General features: G+C 61.0%; 14 protein-coding genes. 7 read left to right on the top strand and 7 right to left on the bottom strand.

The window, feature by feature from the left end; all coding sequences use genetic code 11:
* Positions 1-50 precede the first annotated feature (50 nt).
* Both NE851_RS25910 and NE851_RS25905 read left to right on the top strand, forming a co-directional pair.
* Positions 51-653: an SCO family protein gene (locus tag NE851_RS25910; RefSeq protein ID WP_047610910.1), complete on the top strand. Its 603-nt coding sequence runs from the start codon at positions 51-53 to the stop codon at positions 651-653.
* 68 nt (positions 654-721) lie between these two features.
* Positions 722-1,600, top strand: coding sequence for a 50S ribosomal protein L11 methyltransferase (locus NE851_RS25905; protein WP_097542156.1), 879 nt, complete (start codon positions 722-724; stop codon positions 1,598-1,600).
* 309 nt (positions 1,601-1,909) lie between these two features.
* Here NE851_RS25905 and NE851_RS25900 read toward each other — a convergent pair whose 3' ends face one another.
* A complete protein-coding gene (locus NE851_RS25900) occupies positions 1,910-2,083 on the bottom strand; it encodes a hypothetical protein (protein ID WP_012758267.1) in 174 nt (57 codons plus the stop codon).
* 278 nt (positions 2,084-2,361) lie between these two features.
* Between NE851_RS25900 and NE851_RS25895 the strand changes: the two genes are divergently transcribed.
* Positions 2,362-4,197: an aminopeptidase P family protein gene (locus tag NE851_RS25895; protein WP_097542157.1), complete on the top strand. Its 1,836-nt coding sequence runs from the start codon at positions 2,362-2,364 to the stop codon at positions 4,195-4,197.
* 31 nt (positions 4,198-4,228) lie between these two features.
* On the opposite strand, the gene NE851_RS25890 is transcribed toward NE851_RS25895, so the two are convergent.
* A complete protein-coding gene (locus tag NE851_RS25890; RefSeq protein ID WP_047610903.1) occupies positions 4,229-4,537 on the bottom strand; it encodes an AzlD family protein in 309 nt (102 codons plus the stop codon).
* A gap of 3 nt (positions 4,538-4,540) precedes the next feature.
* A complete protein-coding gene (locus NE851_RS25885; protein WP_063474603.1) occupies positions 4,541-5,272 on the bottom strand; it encodes an AzlC family ABC transporter permease in 732 nt (243 codons plus the stop codon).
* A 133-nt stretch (positions 5,273-5,405) separates the two neighbouring features.
* Here NE851_RS25885 and NE851_RS25880 point away from each other — a divergent pair, with 133 nt between their 5' ends.
* Positions 5,406-5,669, top strand: coding sequence for a DUF2164 domain-containing protein (locus tag NE851_RS25880; RefSeq protein ID WP_047610898.1), 264 nt, complete (start codon positions 5,406-5,408; stop codon positions 5,667-5,669).
* A 92-nt stretch (positions 5,670-5,761) separates the two neighbouring features.
* On the opposite strand, the gene NE851_RS25875 is transcribed toward NE851_RS25880, so the two are convergent.
* From NE851_RS25875 to NE851_RS25865, 3 genes are all read right to left on the bottom strand, one after another.
* Positions 5,762-6,427, bottom strand: coding sequence for a dihydrofolate reductase family protein (locus tag NE851_RS25875; RefSeq protein WP_063474604.1), 666 nt, complete (start codon positions 6,425-6,427; stop codon positions 5,762-5,764).
* Between the two features lie 95 nt (positions 6,428-6,522).
* Complete coding sequence (gene pncA / locus NE851_RS25870) at positions 6,523-7,149, bottom strand: bifunctional nicotinamidase/pyrazinamidase (protein WP_047610895.1); 627 nt, start codon at positions 7,147-7,149, stop codon at positions 6,523-6,525.
* Between the two features lie 331 nt (positions 7,150-7,480).
* Positions 7,481-7,984 (bottom strand): EF-hand domain-containing protein, encoded by a 504-nt coding sequence (locus NE851_RS25865; protein ID WP_063474606.1) that lies wholly within the window; start codon positions 7,982-7,984, stop codon positions 7,481-7,483.
* 402 nt (positions 7,985-8,386) lie between these two features.
* On the opposite strand from NE851_RS25865, the gene NE851_RS25860 reads away from it, so the two are divergent.
* Positions 8,387-8,734 carry a membrane protein gene (locus NE851_RS25860; RefSeq protein WP_047611758.1) on the top strand — a complete coding sequence of 116 codons (348 nt, stop codon included), beginning with the start codon at positions 8,387-8,389 and terminating at the stop codon, positions 8,732-8,734.
* Positions 8,735-8,750: 16 nt separating this feature from the next.
* On the opposite strand, the gene NE851_RS25855 is transcribed toward NE851_RS25860, so the two are convergent.
* Positions 8,751-11,243 (bottom strand): ATP-dependent helicase, encoded by a 2,493-nt coding sequence (locus tag NE851_RS25855; protein ID WP_047610891.1) that lies wholly within the window; start codon positions 11,241-11,243, stop codon positions 8,751-8,753.
* 260 nt (positions 11,244-11,503) lie between these two features.
* Here NE851_RS25855 and NE851_RS25850 point away from each other — a divergent pair, with 260 nt between their 5' ends.
* A complete protein-coding gene (locus NE851_RS25850) occupies positions 11,504-11,980 on the top strand; it encodes a VOC family protein (RefSeq protein WP_047610889.1) in 477 nt (158 codons plus the stop codon).
* Positions 11,981-12,392: 412 nt separating this feature from the next.
* Complete coding sequence (locus tag NE851_RS25845) at positions 12,393-14,336, top strand: PrkA family serine protein kinase (RefSeq protein ID WP_047610888.1); 1,944 nt, start codon at positions 12,393-12,395, stop codon at positions 14,334-14,336.

Here is a 14,336-nt window from a genome sequence, read left to right as displayed (position 1 = left end):
GGGGCACAAGGGGTGGGCGGCAGATATCCGCCTGGATCGAGGATCATCCAATGAAGACTTTCCGCATCGCCGTCTGGGTCGGTGTCCTGATACTGGCCGGGTTTCTCGGCGGGTTCTCGTACTATCTCAGCAGATCGGGGAATGTAGTGGCGGAGGCTCCCTTCGGCGTGCCCTTTACCCTGGTCTCCCAGACGGGCCAGCCGATCACCGAGCAGGCGCTGCGCGGCAAGCCGACGGCGCTGTTTTTCGGCTTCACCCATTGCCCGGAAGTCTGCCCGACGACGCTTTTCGAGCTGAACGGCTGGATGGAGAAGGTCGATCCGAAGGGCGACAAGCTCCAGGCGTATTTCGTCACCGTCGATCCGGAGCGCGACACGCCCGAGATCATGAACCAGTACGTTTCCAATGTTTCCAAGCGGATCACCGGCATATCAGGTGCGCCTGACAAGGTCGCCGAGGTCATCAAGGGGTTCCGCGTCTACGCCAAGAAGGTGCCGGTCGACGAGAAGGATCCGAATGGCGACTATACGATGGATCACACCGCCTCGGTCTTCCTGCTCGATTCGGCCGGGCGGTTTTCAGGAACGATCGCCTATGGCGAAAACCCGGACACGGCGGTAAAGAAGCTGGAGAATCTCGTCAGCAAGGGGTGATGGTTTCAGCGTGATGGGGCGTTGGCCCGACCGGCGGCGGGCAACGGAAACGGGAAAGACCGCCTATCGTGAGTGAAATCCGCCTTTACGTGACGACGACCGAAAGCAAGGCCGAAGAGATTCTCGACCTTCTGAGCACGGTCTTCGGCGAAGAAGACTTTGCCATCGGCACCACCGAGATCGATGAGAAGAAGGATATCTGGGAAGCCTCGATCTACATGATGGCCGAGGACGAGGCCGAAGTGCGTTCCCGCGTCGAGGATGCATTGAAGACCACTTTCCCCGATGCCCGGTTGGAGCGGGAGGTCATCCCCGAGGTCGACTGGGTGGTGAAATCGCTGGAGGGGCTGAAGCCCGTCAGGGCAGGGCGCTTCCTGGTGCATGGTTCGCATGACCGCGACAAGGTCCGCCCCGGCGATATCGCCATCGAGATTGATGCCGGCCAGGCCTTCGGCACCGGCCATCACGGCACGACTGCCGGCTGCCTCGAAGTGATCGATGCCGTGGTGCGCTCGCGCCCGGTCCGCAATGCGCTCGATCTCGGGACCGGCAGCGGCGTGCTGGCGATTGCGGTGCGCAAGCTCAAGAACATACCGGTGCTGGCGACCGACATCGATCCGATCGCGACACGGGTGGCGGCCGAGAACGTGCGCCGCAACGGCATCGCGTCGGGCATCGTCACCAGGACCGCGCCGGGCTTTCATTCAACGGCCTTTTCCGAACACGGTCCCTTCGATCTGATCATCGCCAACATTCTCGCCCGGCCGCTGATCCGCATGGCGCCGAAGCTCGCGACGCATCTTGCGCCGGGTGGATCGGTGATTCTTTCGGGCATTCTAGCCGCGCAGCGCTGGAAGGTGATTGCCGCCTATAGCGGCGCACGGCTTCGCCATGTGCGGACCATATGGCGCAATGGCTGGGTGACGATCCACTTCGATCGACCGTAATTTTGCTGGGTTGTTTCTGAGTAGGTGAGCGCCCTAGCCTACGTCACGCTTGCTTGGGGCACCAGGTTCCTTCCCCGCCCCAATGCTGTGCCTGTCACAGGAATGAGCGAGGAGGGGCTTGCGCTCCATCCCCGCGACGCCACGACTTGCACTCTTCCTAAGACAAGAAAAAAGGCGGCGCCGATGGCACCGCCTTGGGCCGGTCTATCCGGCCAATGCCCGCGAGCTCAAGGGGAGGAGCGCTCAAGCGGGCTCTACTGCATTCCAATAGGCCGGTCCGGGAGGGAGGAGACGGACGGGCTTTCAGGCTTAGAACGCGTAGCTGAGGGCGCCCTTGTGGCGCGTAGCGCGCTGGCCGGCGCCGAGCAGCTTGAGGCTGTCCTCGTTCTGCGGGCGGCGGGCGCCGATCACGTGACGCACGGTCTGGCGTTCGCCAGCCTGCACCGGGCTGCTATATGCGAAGCGCGAGAGAGAGGCGGTCATTTCAAGAATTCCTTTGTTTCGGGTTCATCGCGAACCGTTCGATGGCGTCTATATAGCTATTCTGAAATGCGGAGGCAGAGGGTTTTGCTCATGGGAGCCATGCGGCCAATGCATAAAGCGTGCCAAATTACGATTTCGTGTCACAGTTCTGTCAAAATGTTGAGCCGCCCCAAGGGTTTCGACTCGTTTCGTCGCTTTTTCTCCCCATCGGTTGAAATTTCGCTAACATGGCAGCTATCCCATTAACCGGATTCGTCTCAACCATTCGGGTTTCCAGCATGTTCCAGTCTTTCGAGGTCACTTCCACGCCGCAATTCGGCAGGGATCGTGTATCGGCGTTGCGCGCCGGTTTCGATTCGCTCGGCATCGACGCCTTCCTCGTACCGCGCGCCGACGAGTTCAACGGCGAATACGTTCCCGCAGGTTCGGAGCGCCTCGCATGGCTGACGGGCTTTACCGGGTCGGCGGGTATTGCGCTGATCCTGCGCACGCAGGCGATCGTTTTCGTTGACGGGCGCTATGTGACGCAGCTTGCCGAACAGGTCGACGGTTCGGTCTTTTCGGGCGGCGATCTTGTCAATGAGCCGCCGCATGTCTGGCTGGCCGCAAACGGCGCCAAGGGCCTGCGGCTCGGCATCGATCCCTGGCTGCATGCGGGTGCCGAGGTGCGTCGTCTGGAAAAGGCGCTTTCGCAGATCGGCGGCACGCTGGTCTTCCTGCCGCACAATCCGCTCGACAGGCTTTGGAGCGACCGGCCGGCCGAGCCGCTCGGCGCGGTCAGCATCCAGAACGTCGCGCAGGCCGGCGTGCTGGCCAGAGAGAAGATCGCGACAGTTGCGGCCGATCTTTCGAAGAAGAACCTCGCTGCGGTGCTGATCGCCGATCCCTCTTCGGTCGCCTGGATCTTCAATATCCGCGGCGCCGACGTGCCGCACACGCCGCATCCGCTGGCGCGCGCCATCATTCATGCCGACGGCCGAGCCGAGCTCTTCCTCGACAAACGCAAGACGGGCATCGAGCCGGAGGCCTATCTCGGGCAGATCTGCACGCAGCTGCCGCCCTCGGCGCTGGAGGAGAGACTCGCTGCCGTTTCCCGGAATGGCGGCCGCGTGCTGATCGATCCCGATATCGCTTCCTATGCGCTGGCGGAAATCATCCGCCGGGCGGGCGGCGAAGTGGTGGAGGGCGCCGATCCCGCCAAGCTGCCGCGCGCGGTGAAGAATGACGTCGAAATCAACGGCTCGGCCGCCGCGCATCTGCAGGACGGGGCAGCGATGGTGGAATTCCTCTACTGGCTGTCGCAGGAAAAACCCGGCACGGTGAGCGAGATTGTCGCGGCCGAGCGTCTCGAAGCGGCGCGCGCCCGTGTCGGCCAGAGCATGCAGAACCCGCTGAAGGACATTTCCTTCGACACGATTTCGGGTGCGGGCGAACATGCGGCGATCATGCATTACCGCGTGACGACCGAGACCAACCGGATGATCGAGGCCGGCGAACTCTTCCTGATCGATTCCGGCGCGCAATATATCAACGGCACGACCGACATCACCCGCACGGTCGGCATCGGCAGGGTAACCGAAGAGCATCGGCGCTTCTTCACGCTGGTGTTGAAGGGCATGATCGAGATCAGCACGGCGCGTTTCCCGAAAGGCACGCGCGGCTGTGACCTCGATCCGCTGGCGCGCATCGCGCTGTGGCGAGCAGGCGCCGATTTCGCCCACGGCACGGGCCATGGCGTCGGCTCCTACCTCTCGGTGCATGAGGGGCCGCAGCGCATCTCCAGGCTTTCGACGCAGGAACTGCTGCCCGGCATGATCCTTTCGAACGAGCCGGGCTATTACCGGCCCGGCAGCTTCGGCATTCGCATCGAGAACCTGATCTATGTGCGCGGCGCCGAGGAAATCGAGGGCGGCGATATGGCGATGCTCGGTTTCGAGACGCTGACCTTCTGCCCGATCGACCGCAGCCTCGTCATTCCAGAGCTTCTGACCCATGACCAGCTGCATTGGTTCAACGACTACCACCGCCGCACACGCGAGGCGCTGATGCCGCTGATCCACGATCACGATGTCAGGGCATGGCTCGAAAACGCGACGCTGCCGCTGGAATATTGAGAACGGCGTCGACGCGCCGGCGCTGCAGCCCTCAGGCGCCGATCGTGTGGCGCCAGGTCATCACGACGATCCAGGCGGCGACCAGCATCCATGTATGCGAAACGCGCAGGCCGACGAAGAGGGCGACGATCAGCGCCAGTTTCGACTCCCAGCCGCCGATGAAGAAGGCGGGGGCGACCAGCGTCGTCAGCACGGCGGCCGGCACGGCATTCAGCGCCGCCTCCATGCGCGGCGGAATGCTCTTCATTCGGGTGATGAGGATGTAGCCGCCGATGCGGGTGGCGAAAGTGGCGACCGCGGCGGCGAAGATGACGAGCGCCATGTGAAGATCGAATTCCATGGCTCAAACCTCGTGCACTTCGGATTGCAGGGCGTCGGCTTCGAGATCCGGCGCTTGCGGCGGCAGCGGCAGCAGGGCGGCAAGCACGATGCCGACGGCGGCGCCGAGGCTGACATGCCAGGGCGAGCCGACATAGCGATAGGCGAGGACTGATGCGACGGCGCTGACGAGCGCCACGGGCAGAAAATTGTCGCGCTTGCGGAAACCAAGGACGATGCCGAGGAAATAGGCCGGCAGCAGGATATCGAGGCCGATCGCCTTGGGATCGCCGATGAAGCCGCCGAGCATGCCGCCCAGGACGCTGATCAGCACCCAGGGAACGTAGATGATGATGCCGAAACCGAAATACCAGGCGAAGCTGACCGGCAGACCCGACTCGCCGCGTTTCACCGCTGCGGCAAATTGCGGATCGACGAGCAGGAAGAAGGTGAAAAATTTCTGGACCGGCGTGAACTGGCCGATATAGCGCGCCATCGCCGCCGAATAGAGCACGTGGCGGAAATTGACGGCGAGGATCGACAGCACGATCAGCCAGGCATGGACATTGTGGCCGAAGAGTTCGATGCCGACCATCTGGCTGGCGCCGGCATAGACGGTGGCGCTCATGAAGGCGGCTTCGGAAAGCGACATGCCGTTTTCGACGGCCAGCGCTCCGAACAGGGCGCCAAAGGGCGCCGATGCCAGCGCAACGGCAAAGCCGCCCCGCAAACCTTCAACAAAGTCGGCGCGATTCATGTGATCTTGTCCGGTTGGAATTCAGGTTTCCCCTTATGGTCTATGGCTTGCAACGGCAATTGAATTTCCTTGATTGACCAATCGATTTCGCTGAACCATCAAACTTCCGAGTGCATTCGGCCAAGAGGAAACCATGAAGAAGATCGAATTTTCCAAGGAGGCGAAGGCGGCGATCGTTTCAAGCATCCGCCGCTATTTCGAGGCGGAGCTCGACCAGCCGATCGGCGTGCTGCCGGCGGAGTTCCTGCTCGATTTCTTCGCGGACGAGATCGGCGCCCATTATTACAATCAGGGTCTTCGCGATGCGCATGCCGCCCTTCTGAGGAAGATGGAGGACCTGGCGGAAGACATCTATCTGTTGGAGCGCGAGGAGAAGAACAAGGGCACTACCGCATAGTTCTACAGCGTTCCCTACGCATCTGAGAAGGAGCACGGCGCTGTCGCCATAACGGGACGCGGCGGCGCCGCGGCCCGCAAGATCGCAGAGGATCAGCCCTCGCGCTTCATCCGCTCCCGGCGAGCGATTTCGGCCTCCGAGGGCTGCGCCAGCTCGAACGTGCCTGTCTTGATTGCGCCCGCACGCTCATAGACGCTCATGATGACGCCCGTCGTCGATACGCTATTGGCGGTCAGCTTCAGCGCCTCCGGCTTGGCGCCTTGACCGAAGAGGCGTTTGCCCGGGCCAAGCACGAGCGGGAAGGTCTGAAGCCGGAATTCGTCGATCAGGTCGTGCGCCAACAGGGTCTGCAGCAGGCCGCTGCTGCCCTGCGTCAGGAGGGCGGGACCGTCCTCCTGCTTCAGCCGGGCGATTTCGGCAGCGACGTCGCCACGCAAGGCGATAGAATTCTCCCAGTCGAGCGGTTCCGTGGAGCTGGTCGCGACATATTTGGTCACGGCGTTGAAGACCTGGCCGATCGGATCGTCCTTCTCGACGAAGGGCCAATGCGCGGCAAAAATCTCGTAAGTCCTGCGGCCGAGCAGCAGTTCGAAGGGGTCGGTAAAGATCCCGCCCATGAACTGGCTCATCGGCTCGTCCCAATAATTGACGGTCCAACCGCCAAGCGTGAAGCCGCCGGTCGGATCCTCCTGTGGCGCGCCCGGCGCCTGCATGACGCCATCCAGGCTGACGAAGGCTGCAGCAACAAGCTTTCTCATCTCTCAACTCCCATTGTTGGTGTGTTCAGAGCCAAGGACGGATCGGCTTGCACCGATCCGACATTCGACGCGTGGTTTTTTAGGCGCGATCTGACTTAATCTGACAAGACCTTGGCGCTGTCGATGATCGCGATGCCATGCGCCCGCATCTCCTCGATGGCGGCGGCGACACCTTCGGGCGTGATGCCGCGGCTTGCATCCTCGATGAAGCGCACGCGGACACCCGGCATCATCTCCAGCGCGTCGAGCGCGGAGAATTTGACGCAATAGTCGGTCGCGAGCCCGCAGACGTCGAGGTCGGTGATGCCCTGGTCCTCGAGGAAATCGGAAAGGCCGGTCGAGGCATCGCGGTCATTGTCGCGGAAGGCCGAATAGCTGTCGATATAGGGATGCTCGCCCTTCTGCTGGATCAGATCGATCTCTTCCGATCTGAGCGCAGGATGCAGTTCCGCATCGAGCGTACCCTGAATGCAGTGGTCGGGCCACATCATCTGCGGCTTGCCCGAGAGTTCACCCATCTCGAAGGGGGCCGCGCCCGGATGGGCGGAGGCGAAGCTGCCGTGGCCCGGCGGATGCCAGTCCTGCGAGGCGACGATCAGATCGTATTTGCCGCTATCGATCAGCCTGTTTGCGACGGGAATCACCTTGTCGCCATCAGGTACCGGCAGATTGCCGCCCGGGCAGAAGCCGTTCTGAATGTCGACGAGCAGCAGCGCTTTCATCAAGCCCAATCCCTTCGCTTTATTGCAGCGTAAGACGCCAAGCACACTCAATGCATCAACTAGTGGATTTCCAGGCGCGGCGGCGCAAGTGTTAATTCTGGTACTAGCGGTAGTAAGTCGTCAAAGTAGAGAGCTCTAATGCAATCATCGCGATAGTTGGCGGCGGCTCTCGTGTTGAAATGGAATGGAGGGAAGGTTCGTGGATAATCTCCGGATCGCAGACGCGGCCAAAGACGGCGGCGATTGCCGGCAAATCGCTTTGACCGCTAAGACGCTTTTGCGCGGCATCGGTGGATCGAGGCTCCCCCGGCAGAGCCCGGATCTCGGCCGGCTAGATCGCAACCGCGGTGTCGGCTGCGGAATCACCTGCCGCGGCGGAAGCGCCGTAGGTATTGCGGTAGGCCTGAAGCGCCGTCTGCATGTCGCTCAGCACCTTGGTGAGCAGCGGATCGCTATCGCCGGATGTACTGATTTTGCTCGGATCGGCGGCGAGGAATTCCGACTCGGTCAACTTGCCGTCGCCATTCGTATCCATCGCGGCGAAGACACCTTTGGAAGTGTCGTCGCTTTGATCGCTACCGTCGCCCTGATCGTCGCTGTCGTCGGTTTTCTGCATGGACAGCATCAGCGACAGGATGTCGGCGGTGATCTTCTTGACGATGTCGGTACTGCTGTCGTCGCTATCGCCGTCGGTCGCGACCGTGCTTGATGTCGAGGACTGCGATGCGGCGGCGAGCTCGTCCGCCGAAATGACGCCGTCACCGTTCTTGTCCAGGCTTGAAAGCGGAGACTGATACTGTGTCAATGTGCTGCCGAGAGATGAAACACTGGTCACTTGAACCTCCTTCGAAAAGTTCGTCGTGAAGCCCGCCTTTCATGGACGGGCAGTCTCCGGGCTAAGCTGATTTGCGCAAAGCGTCAAAGCGACGTTTTGACAGGGAAGAAGGTGCGATTGACGGCGTGGGGCAACGCACGTTAACCTTTCGGTTACCAAAGCTGTTTCATTGAAATGATTGGCGTTTTTAGCGATCGACGGGTTCGGGCGAGCGAAAGTCCATCTCTGCGAGCGCACGCGATGCCGCCATCGCGGCTTGTTGAAGGGGCAATGGGCGGTGCGCCGGGTCTCCGCCCACTGCGGCATTTCGTCCAGCTTCCCGGAGCGCGATGGCAGATCGATCTTGCTCAGGACTGCGATTTCTGCCTTTCTTGCCGTCAGCTGCAAGCCGGAACCGAAGCCATGTCCGAAGCGGACCCCGACGAAAAGATCGATGCGACCTTCCGCAACGGATCGCTGACGGCGACCGGGATCATCCTCGGTTTCTCCCTCAATTTCATCAGTCTCTGGGTATCCAATCCGAATGACTGGAGCCGCATCGATCTTCTGCCGATGTCGTTCCTGACGGTCGGCATCGCCATTCAGGTGAAGGTGTTTGCCGATCTTCTGGCGCGGGACTCACTGGTGGCTGTCAAATATGACCGGGCTCGCCGGCTTTTCCTGATCGGATTGTCGATCGTCGCCACCGGGATGGGAATTGCCCTGATGAACGATATTCTCGGGCTTGGAAGCATGCGGATGCTCGGCTGAAGGTGCTGACGCAAGGTCAGACGCGTTCGACGAACCCGTCCAGCACCCGCTTCTGTCCGGCCCGGTCGAACTCGATCGTCAGCTTGTTACCTTCGATGCCGGTGATGTTGCCGTTGCCGAATTTCAGATGGAACACGCGATCGCCGAGGGTGAATCGCGACGGTTCCGACGAGGTCGATTTCGCCACCAGCTCGCCGTCGATCGTGCGCCCTTTCGGACCGCTTTCGCCATAGCCGATGCGTTCGACGGCGTGGCCGGAGCGGGTGCCCCAATTGTCGCGGGTGGCGTCGGTCTTGTTGGCCTGGGCGCGTTTCCAGCCTGGGGTGGAATAGGAATTGGCGAAGGGCTCGGCCTTGTCGAAGCGGGACTGGCCGTAGCCGCCGCGGCCGTAACCGCCATAGCTCTGCTCCATTTCGGCGACCTCGACATGGGTTTCCGGCAGTTCGTCGAGGAAACGCGAGGGCAGGGTCGACTGCCAGAGACCGTGGATGCGGCGGTTGGAGACGAACCAGATATGGCAGCGGTGCTTGGCGCGGGTGATGCCGACATAGGCAAGGCGGCGTTCCTCCTCCAGGCCGGCGCGGCCGCTCTCATCCAGCGAGCGCTGGTGCGGGAAGAGGCCTTCCTCCCAGCCGGGCAGGAAGACGGTGTCGAATTCCAGGCCCTTGGCCGAGTGCAGCGTCATGATCGAGACGGCGTCGAGGTTTTCGTTGGTCTCGGCATCCATGACGAGGGAGACATGTTCAAGGAAGCCGCGCATCGACTCGAAGCTCTCCATCGAGCGGATCAGTTCCTTAAGGTTCTCAAGGCGGCCGGGAGCTTCGGCGCTTTTGTCGTTCTTCCACATGTCGGTATAGCCGGACTCTTCGAGGATCTGCTCGGCAAGTTCGGTATGCGGTGTGTTTTCAAGCAGTTCCTGCCATCGGCGGAAAGATTGAATCACGTCGAAGAGAGCCTTTCGCGCCTTCGGTTTCAGCTCGTCGGTCTCGATGATGTCGGCCGCTGCCGCAAGCATCGGGATGTCGCGAGCGCGCGCGTAGTCGTGCAGCGCACGCACCGTCGTATCGCCGAGGCCACGCTTTGGCGTATTGATGATGCGTTCGAAGGCGAGGTCATCGGAGGCTTGAGCGACCAGGCGGAAATAGGCCATGGCATCGCGGATTTCCAGGCGCTCGTAGAAGCGTGGGCCGCCGATGACGCGGTAATTGAGGCCGAGGGTGACGAAGCGGTCTTCGAATTCGCGCATCTGGAAGGAGGCGCGCACGAGGATCGCCATGTCGTTTAAGAGATGCTTGCTGCGCTGGAGCTGCTCGATCTCCTCGCCGATGGCGCGGGCTTCCTCTTCCGAATCCCAGGAGGCGTGGACCTGAACCTTGATGTCGTCCGGATCGGAGCGATCGGTGAACAGCGTCTTGCCGAGCCGGCCTTCATTATGGGCGATCAGATGCGCCGCGGCGCCGAGAATATGTTCGGTCGAACGGTAATTGCGCTCGAGCTTGATCACCTTGGCGCCGGGGAAATCCTTCTCGAAGCGCAGGATATTGTCGACCTCCGCGCCGCGCCAGCCGTAGATCGACTGGTCGTCGTCGCCGACGCAGCAGACATTCTGCGGCTCGCCCTTGGCGCGTTGGGCGAGGAGCCTCAACCACATATACTGGGCGGTGTTGGTGTCCTGGTACTCGTCGACCAGGATATAGCGGAAGCGGCCGTGATATTCCTTCAGGAGATCCGGATTTTTGCGGAAGATCGCGATCGGATGCATCAGCAGGTCGCCGAAGTCGCAGGCGTTCAGCGTCGTCAGGCGGTTCTGATAGGCAAAATAGAGATCGCGGCCGCGGCCATTGGCAAAGGCGCGGGCGTCGCCCTCGGGAATATCGGCAGGCCCGAGGCCTTTATTCTTCCAGGTGTCGATCATACCGGCGAACTGCTTGGCCGGCCAGCGCTTGTCGTCGAGGCCTTCGGCCTGGATCAGCTGCTTGATCAGGCGGACGACGTCGTCGGTATCGAGAATGGTGAAATCGGAGCGCAGGCCGACGAGCTCGCCGTGGCGGCGCAGCAGCTTGACGCCGATCGAGTGGAAGGTGCCGAGCCAGGGCATGCCTTCGACGGCGCCGCCGACGAGCAGCGCAATGCGCTCCTTCATCTCGCGGGCGGCCTTGTTGGTGAAGGTGACGGCGAGGATCTGCGAGGGGAAGGCGCGGCCGGTGTTGAGAATATGGGCAATGCGGGTGGTGAGCACCCGTGTCTTGCCGGTGCCGGCGCCGGCGAGCACGAGGACCGGGCCCTCCAGCGTTTCGACGGCATCTGTCTGCTCAGGATTCAGCCCGGCAAGATAATCCGGCCGCTTGCCGCCGTCGCGGGCCGCCATGGCGCGCGCGGCGAGGCCTCCAGCTGCAATGCTCCCTGTTGCAGGCGCCTTTCCCAACGAAGCCTGAGGCGGCTGCGGCTTGCGCGCCATCTCGCCCGGCTCTTCATCAAAGAAGGGAATATCGTCGAAACTATTGCTCATGGCGCGTAATGTAGTGATTCGGGAAGGAAAGACCAGAAAAGATGTTCTGCTTTCATTCCCAAGTGGCCGCTATCCCAAGCGGGATGCTCTGGGCACTAAGGGCGCCGCGAGCGCGGCTGCGATCGCCATGCCGGCGAACCGGGCGAAAAAATTCAGATCGCAGCCTGTCGGAAGCGATGCCGGCGCGACGTCCTTGAAGCATCGGGCTTCGATCATCGGACGGGGTCCGGATCAATACTCGTCAACAAGGAGGCCGTTTCATGCCGAAGGTCGTTTCAAATCTCTGGTTCGCCGAGCAAGCGCGCGAAGCCGTCGAATTCTACACATCCGTTATCCCCGACTCCCGGATCGGCCGCATCACTATATTGCCGGCGGAAACGCCGAGCGGGCCTCCCGGCAGCGTCGAGCTGATCGAGTTCACGCTCGGCGACCAGGCCTTCCTGGCGATGAAAGCCGGGCCGCTCGATAGCTTCAACCATTCCTTCTCGATCGCGATTCTCCTGGAAAGCCAGGCCGAGATCGATCGGATATGGGAGGCATTCCTCGCCAATGGCGGCACGCCGGAGGCCTGCGGCTGGCTGAAGGATCGCTGGGGCCTTTCCTGGCAGATCGTGCCGCGCATGCTTTCCGAGATGGTCGCCGATAGCGACCGCGAGCGGGCGAGGCGCGTGACCGAGGTGATGCTCGGCATGATCAAGATCGATATCGCCGCGCTGGAAAAGGCGTTCAACGGCTGAGTCGCGCCGGTGGCATATCGTTACGAAAAACGGGCGCATGGCTGTGATGCGCCCGTCTTTATCATGTCAGGCGCGGATGGGTATGCGCTGTCCAGCATCGACTTTGCGCAGATTGGCTGCCAAGCGTCGATTTTTCCAGGGCTCGAATCACGGGCGACATTGCACACCCTTTTCATCTTTCTGTCACGTCGCGAAATGTGCTGATACCGCAAAAGCCCTTTTCTCAACTACAATAAGAAACAGTTTCGTAGAGTAAAAAAATAACCGGTGCATGCACGTTTTTGTGCATTGCCAGAAACAGCCGGTGAGCGTGGAATATACCTGCGAAACTATTGATTCTTAGGAATGTCGTGGCCATCTCCTTTGGTATGACGACCTAGAGCCTGTGGCAGTAACCTTGAATGGAGGGCCCATGCTGAGCGAATCCGTATTTGATGCGTTCACCCGCAGTTATGATGCGCGCCGCGAGACCGATATGTCGATCGCGGAGTATCTCGACCTTTGTAAAAAAGAACCGCTTGCCTATGCCAATGCGACCGAGCGGCTGCTCGCCGCGATAGGCGAGCCGCAGATGGTCGATACCGCCAGGGACGCGCGCCTCGGCCGGATTTTCATGAACCGGACCATCCGGATCTATCCCGCCTTTGCCGGCTTCCACGGCATGGAAGAGACAATCGAACGCATCGTTTCCTTCTTCCGGCATGCAGCCCAGGGGCTCGAAGAGCGCAAGCAGATCCTCTATCTGCTCGGCCCGGTCGGCGGCGGCAAGTCATCGCTGGCGGAGCGGCTAAAGCTGCTGATGGAGGTTCATCCGATCTACGTGCTGAAGGCCGGTGACGAGATCAGCCCCGTTTTCGAAAGTCCGCTCAACCTCTTCGACCCGGACACGATGGGATCGCTCCTGCAGGAGCAATACGGTATTCCCCTGCGTCGCCTGAACGGACTGATGAGCCCGTGGTGCCTGAAGCGACTCGACGATTTCGGCGGCGATATCTCCCGCTTCCGCGTCGTCAGAGTACAGCCTTCGCGGCTGCGCCAGATCGCCATCGCCAAGACCGAGCCTGGAGACGAGAACAATCAGGATATCTCGTCGCTGGTCGGCAAGGTCGATATCCGCAAGCTGGAGACCTATTCCCAGAACGATCCCGATGCCTACAGCTATTCGGGCGGCCTCAACCGCGCCAATCAGGGCGTGCTCGAATTCGTCGAGATGTTCAAGGCGCCGATCAAGATGTTGCATCCGCTGCTGACGGCGACGCAGGAGGGGAACTATATCGGCTCCGAGAATATCGGCGCCATACCCTTCTCCGGCATCGTTCTTGCGCATTCGAACGAGGCGGAATGGCAGACCTTCAAGGCCAACAAGAACAACGAAGCGTTCATCGACCGTATTTGCGTCATCAAGGTGCCCTATTGCCTGCGCGTGACGGAAGAGCAGAAGATCTACGAGAAGCTGATCGAGGGATCCGAACTCGCCGATGCGCCATGCGCCCCGGCGACGCTCGAAATGCTGGCCCGCTTCTCCGTGCTTTCACGCCTGCGCAAGCATGAGAATTCGACGTATTTCTCGAAGATGCGCACCTACGACGGCGAAAGCCTGAAGGAGACGGATCCGCGCGCCCGCAGTGTCCAGGAATATCGGGATGCCGCCGGCATCGACGAGGGCATGGACGGCATATCCACCCGCTTCGCCTTCAAGGTGCTCGCCTCCACCTTCAACCACGACACCACGGATATCGGCGCCGATCCGGTTCATCTGATGTATGTGCTGGAGCAGTCGATCCGCCGCGAGCAGTTTTCCGACGATGTCGAGAAGCGCTATCTGGAGTTCATCAAGGCCGATCTTGCGCCGCGTTACGCAGAGTTCATTGGAAATGAAATCCAGAAGGCCTATCTTGAATCCTATGCGGACTACGGACAGAACCTGTTCGACCGCTACGTGGACTATGCCGATGCCTGGATCGAAGATGTGGACTTCAAGGATCCCGATACTGGCCAGCTTCTCGACCGCGAGCTCCTCAACCAGGAACTGACGAAGATCGAAAAGCCGGCGGGAATCGCCAATCCGAAGGATTTCCGCAACGAAATCGTCAAGTTCTGCTTGAGATCGCGGGCAGCCAACGGCGGAAAGAATCCGTCATGGACGAGCTACGAGAAAATCCGGGAAGTCATCGAAAAGCGAATGTTCTCGCAGGTCGAAGATCTTTTGCCGGTCATTTCCTTCGGATCGAAGAAGGATTCCGAAACGGAAAAGAAGCACAGCGAATTCGTCTCGCGCATGGCCGCGCGGGGTTACACCGAGAGGCAGGTTCGACGCCTTGTGGAATGGTACATGCGCGTCAAACAGGCAAGTTAA

The organism is Rhizobium anhuiense bv. trifolii (genome assembly GCF_024346605.1).
GTDB classification, from domain to species: domain Bacteria; phylum Pseudomonadota; class Alphaproteobacteria; order Rhizobiales; family Rhizobiaceae; genus Rhizobium; species Rhizobium anhuiense.
This window is presented reverse-complemented; position numbering and strand designations above follow the sequence as displayed.

Coding starts and splice junctions, on each gene's coding strand:
- NE851_RS25910 (WP_047610910.1), top strand. CDS start 51: ATGAAGACTTTCCGCATCGCCGTCTGGGTCGGTGTCCTGATACTGGCC.
- NE851_RS25900 (WP_012758267.1), bottom strand. CDS start 2,083: ATGACCGCCTCTCTCTCGCGCTTCGCATATAGCAGCCCGGTGCAGGCT.
- NE851_RS25895 (WP_097542157.1), top strand. CDS start 2,362: ATGTTCCAGTCTTTCGAGGTCACTTCCACGCCGCAATTCGGCAGGGAT.
- NE851_RS25890 (WP_047610903.1), bottom strand. CDS start 4,537: ATGGAATTCGATCTTCACATGGCGCTCGTCATCTTCGCCGCCGCGGTC.
- NE851_RS25885 (WP_063474603.1), bottom strand. CDS start 5,272: ATGAATCGCGCCGACTTTGTTGAAGGTTTGCGGGGCGGCTTTGCCGTT.
- NE851_RS25880 (WP_047610898.1), top strand. CDS start 5,406: ATGAAGAAGATCGAATTTTCCAAGGAGGCGAAGGCGGCGATCGTTTCA.
- NE851_RS25875 (WP_063474604.1), bottom strand. CDS start 6,427: ATGAGAAAGCTTGTTGCTGCAGCCTTCGTCAGCCTGGATGGCGTCATG.
- pncA (WP_047610895.1), bottom strand. CDS start 7,149: ATGAAAGCGCTGCTGCTCGTCGACATTCAGAACGGCTTCTGCCCGGGC.
- NE851_RS25860 (WP_047611758.1), top strand. CDS start 8,387: ATGTCCGAAGCGGACCCCGACGAAAAGATCGATGCGACCTTCCGCAAC.
- NE851_RS25855 (WP_047610891.1), bottom strand. CDS start 11,243: ATGAGCAATAGTTTCGACGATATTCCCTTCTTTGATGAAGAGCCGGGC.
- NE851_RS25850 (WP_047610889.1), top strand. CDS start 11,504: ATGCCGAAGGTCGTTTCAAATCTCTGGTTCGCCGAGCAAGCGCGCGAA.
- NE851_RS25845 (WP_047610888.1), top strand. CDS start 12,393: ATGCTGAGCGAATCCGTATTTGATGCGTTCACCCGCAGTTATGATGCG.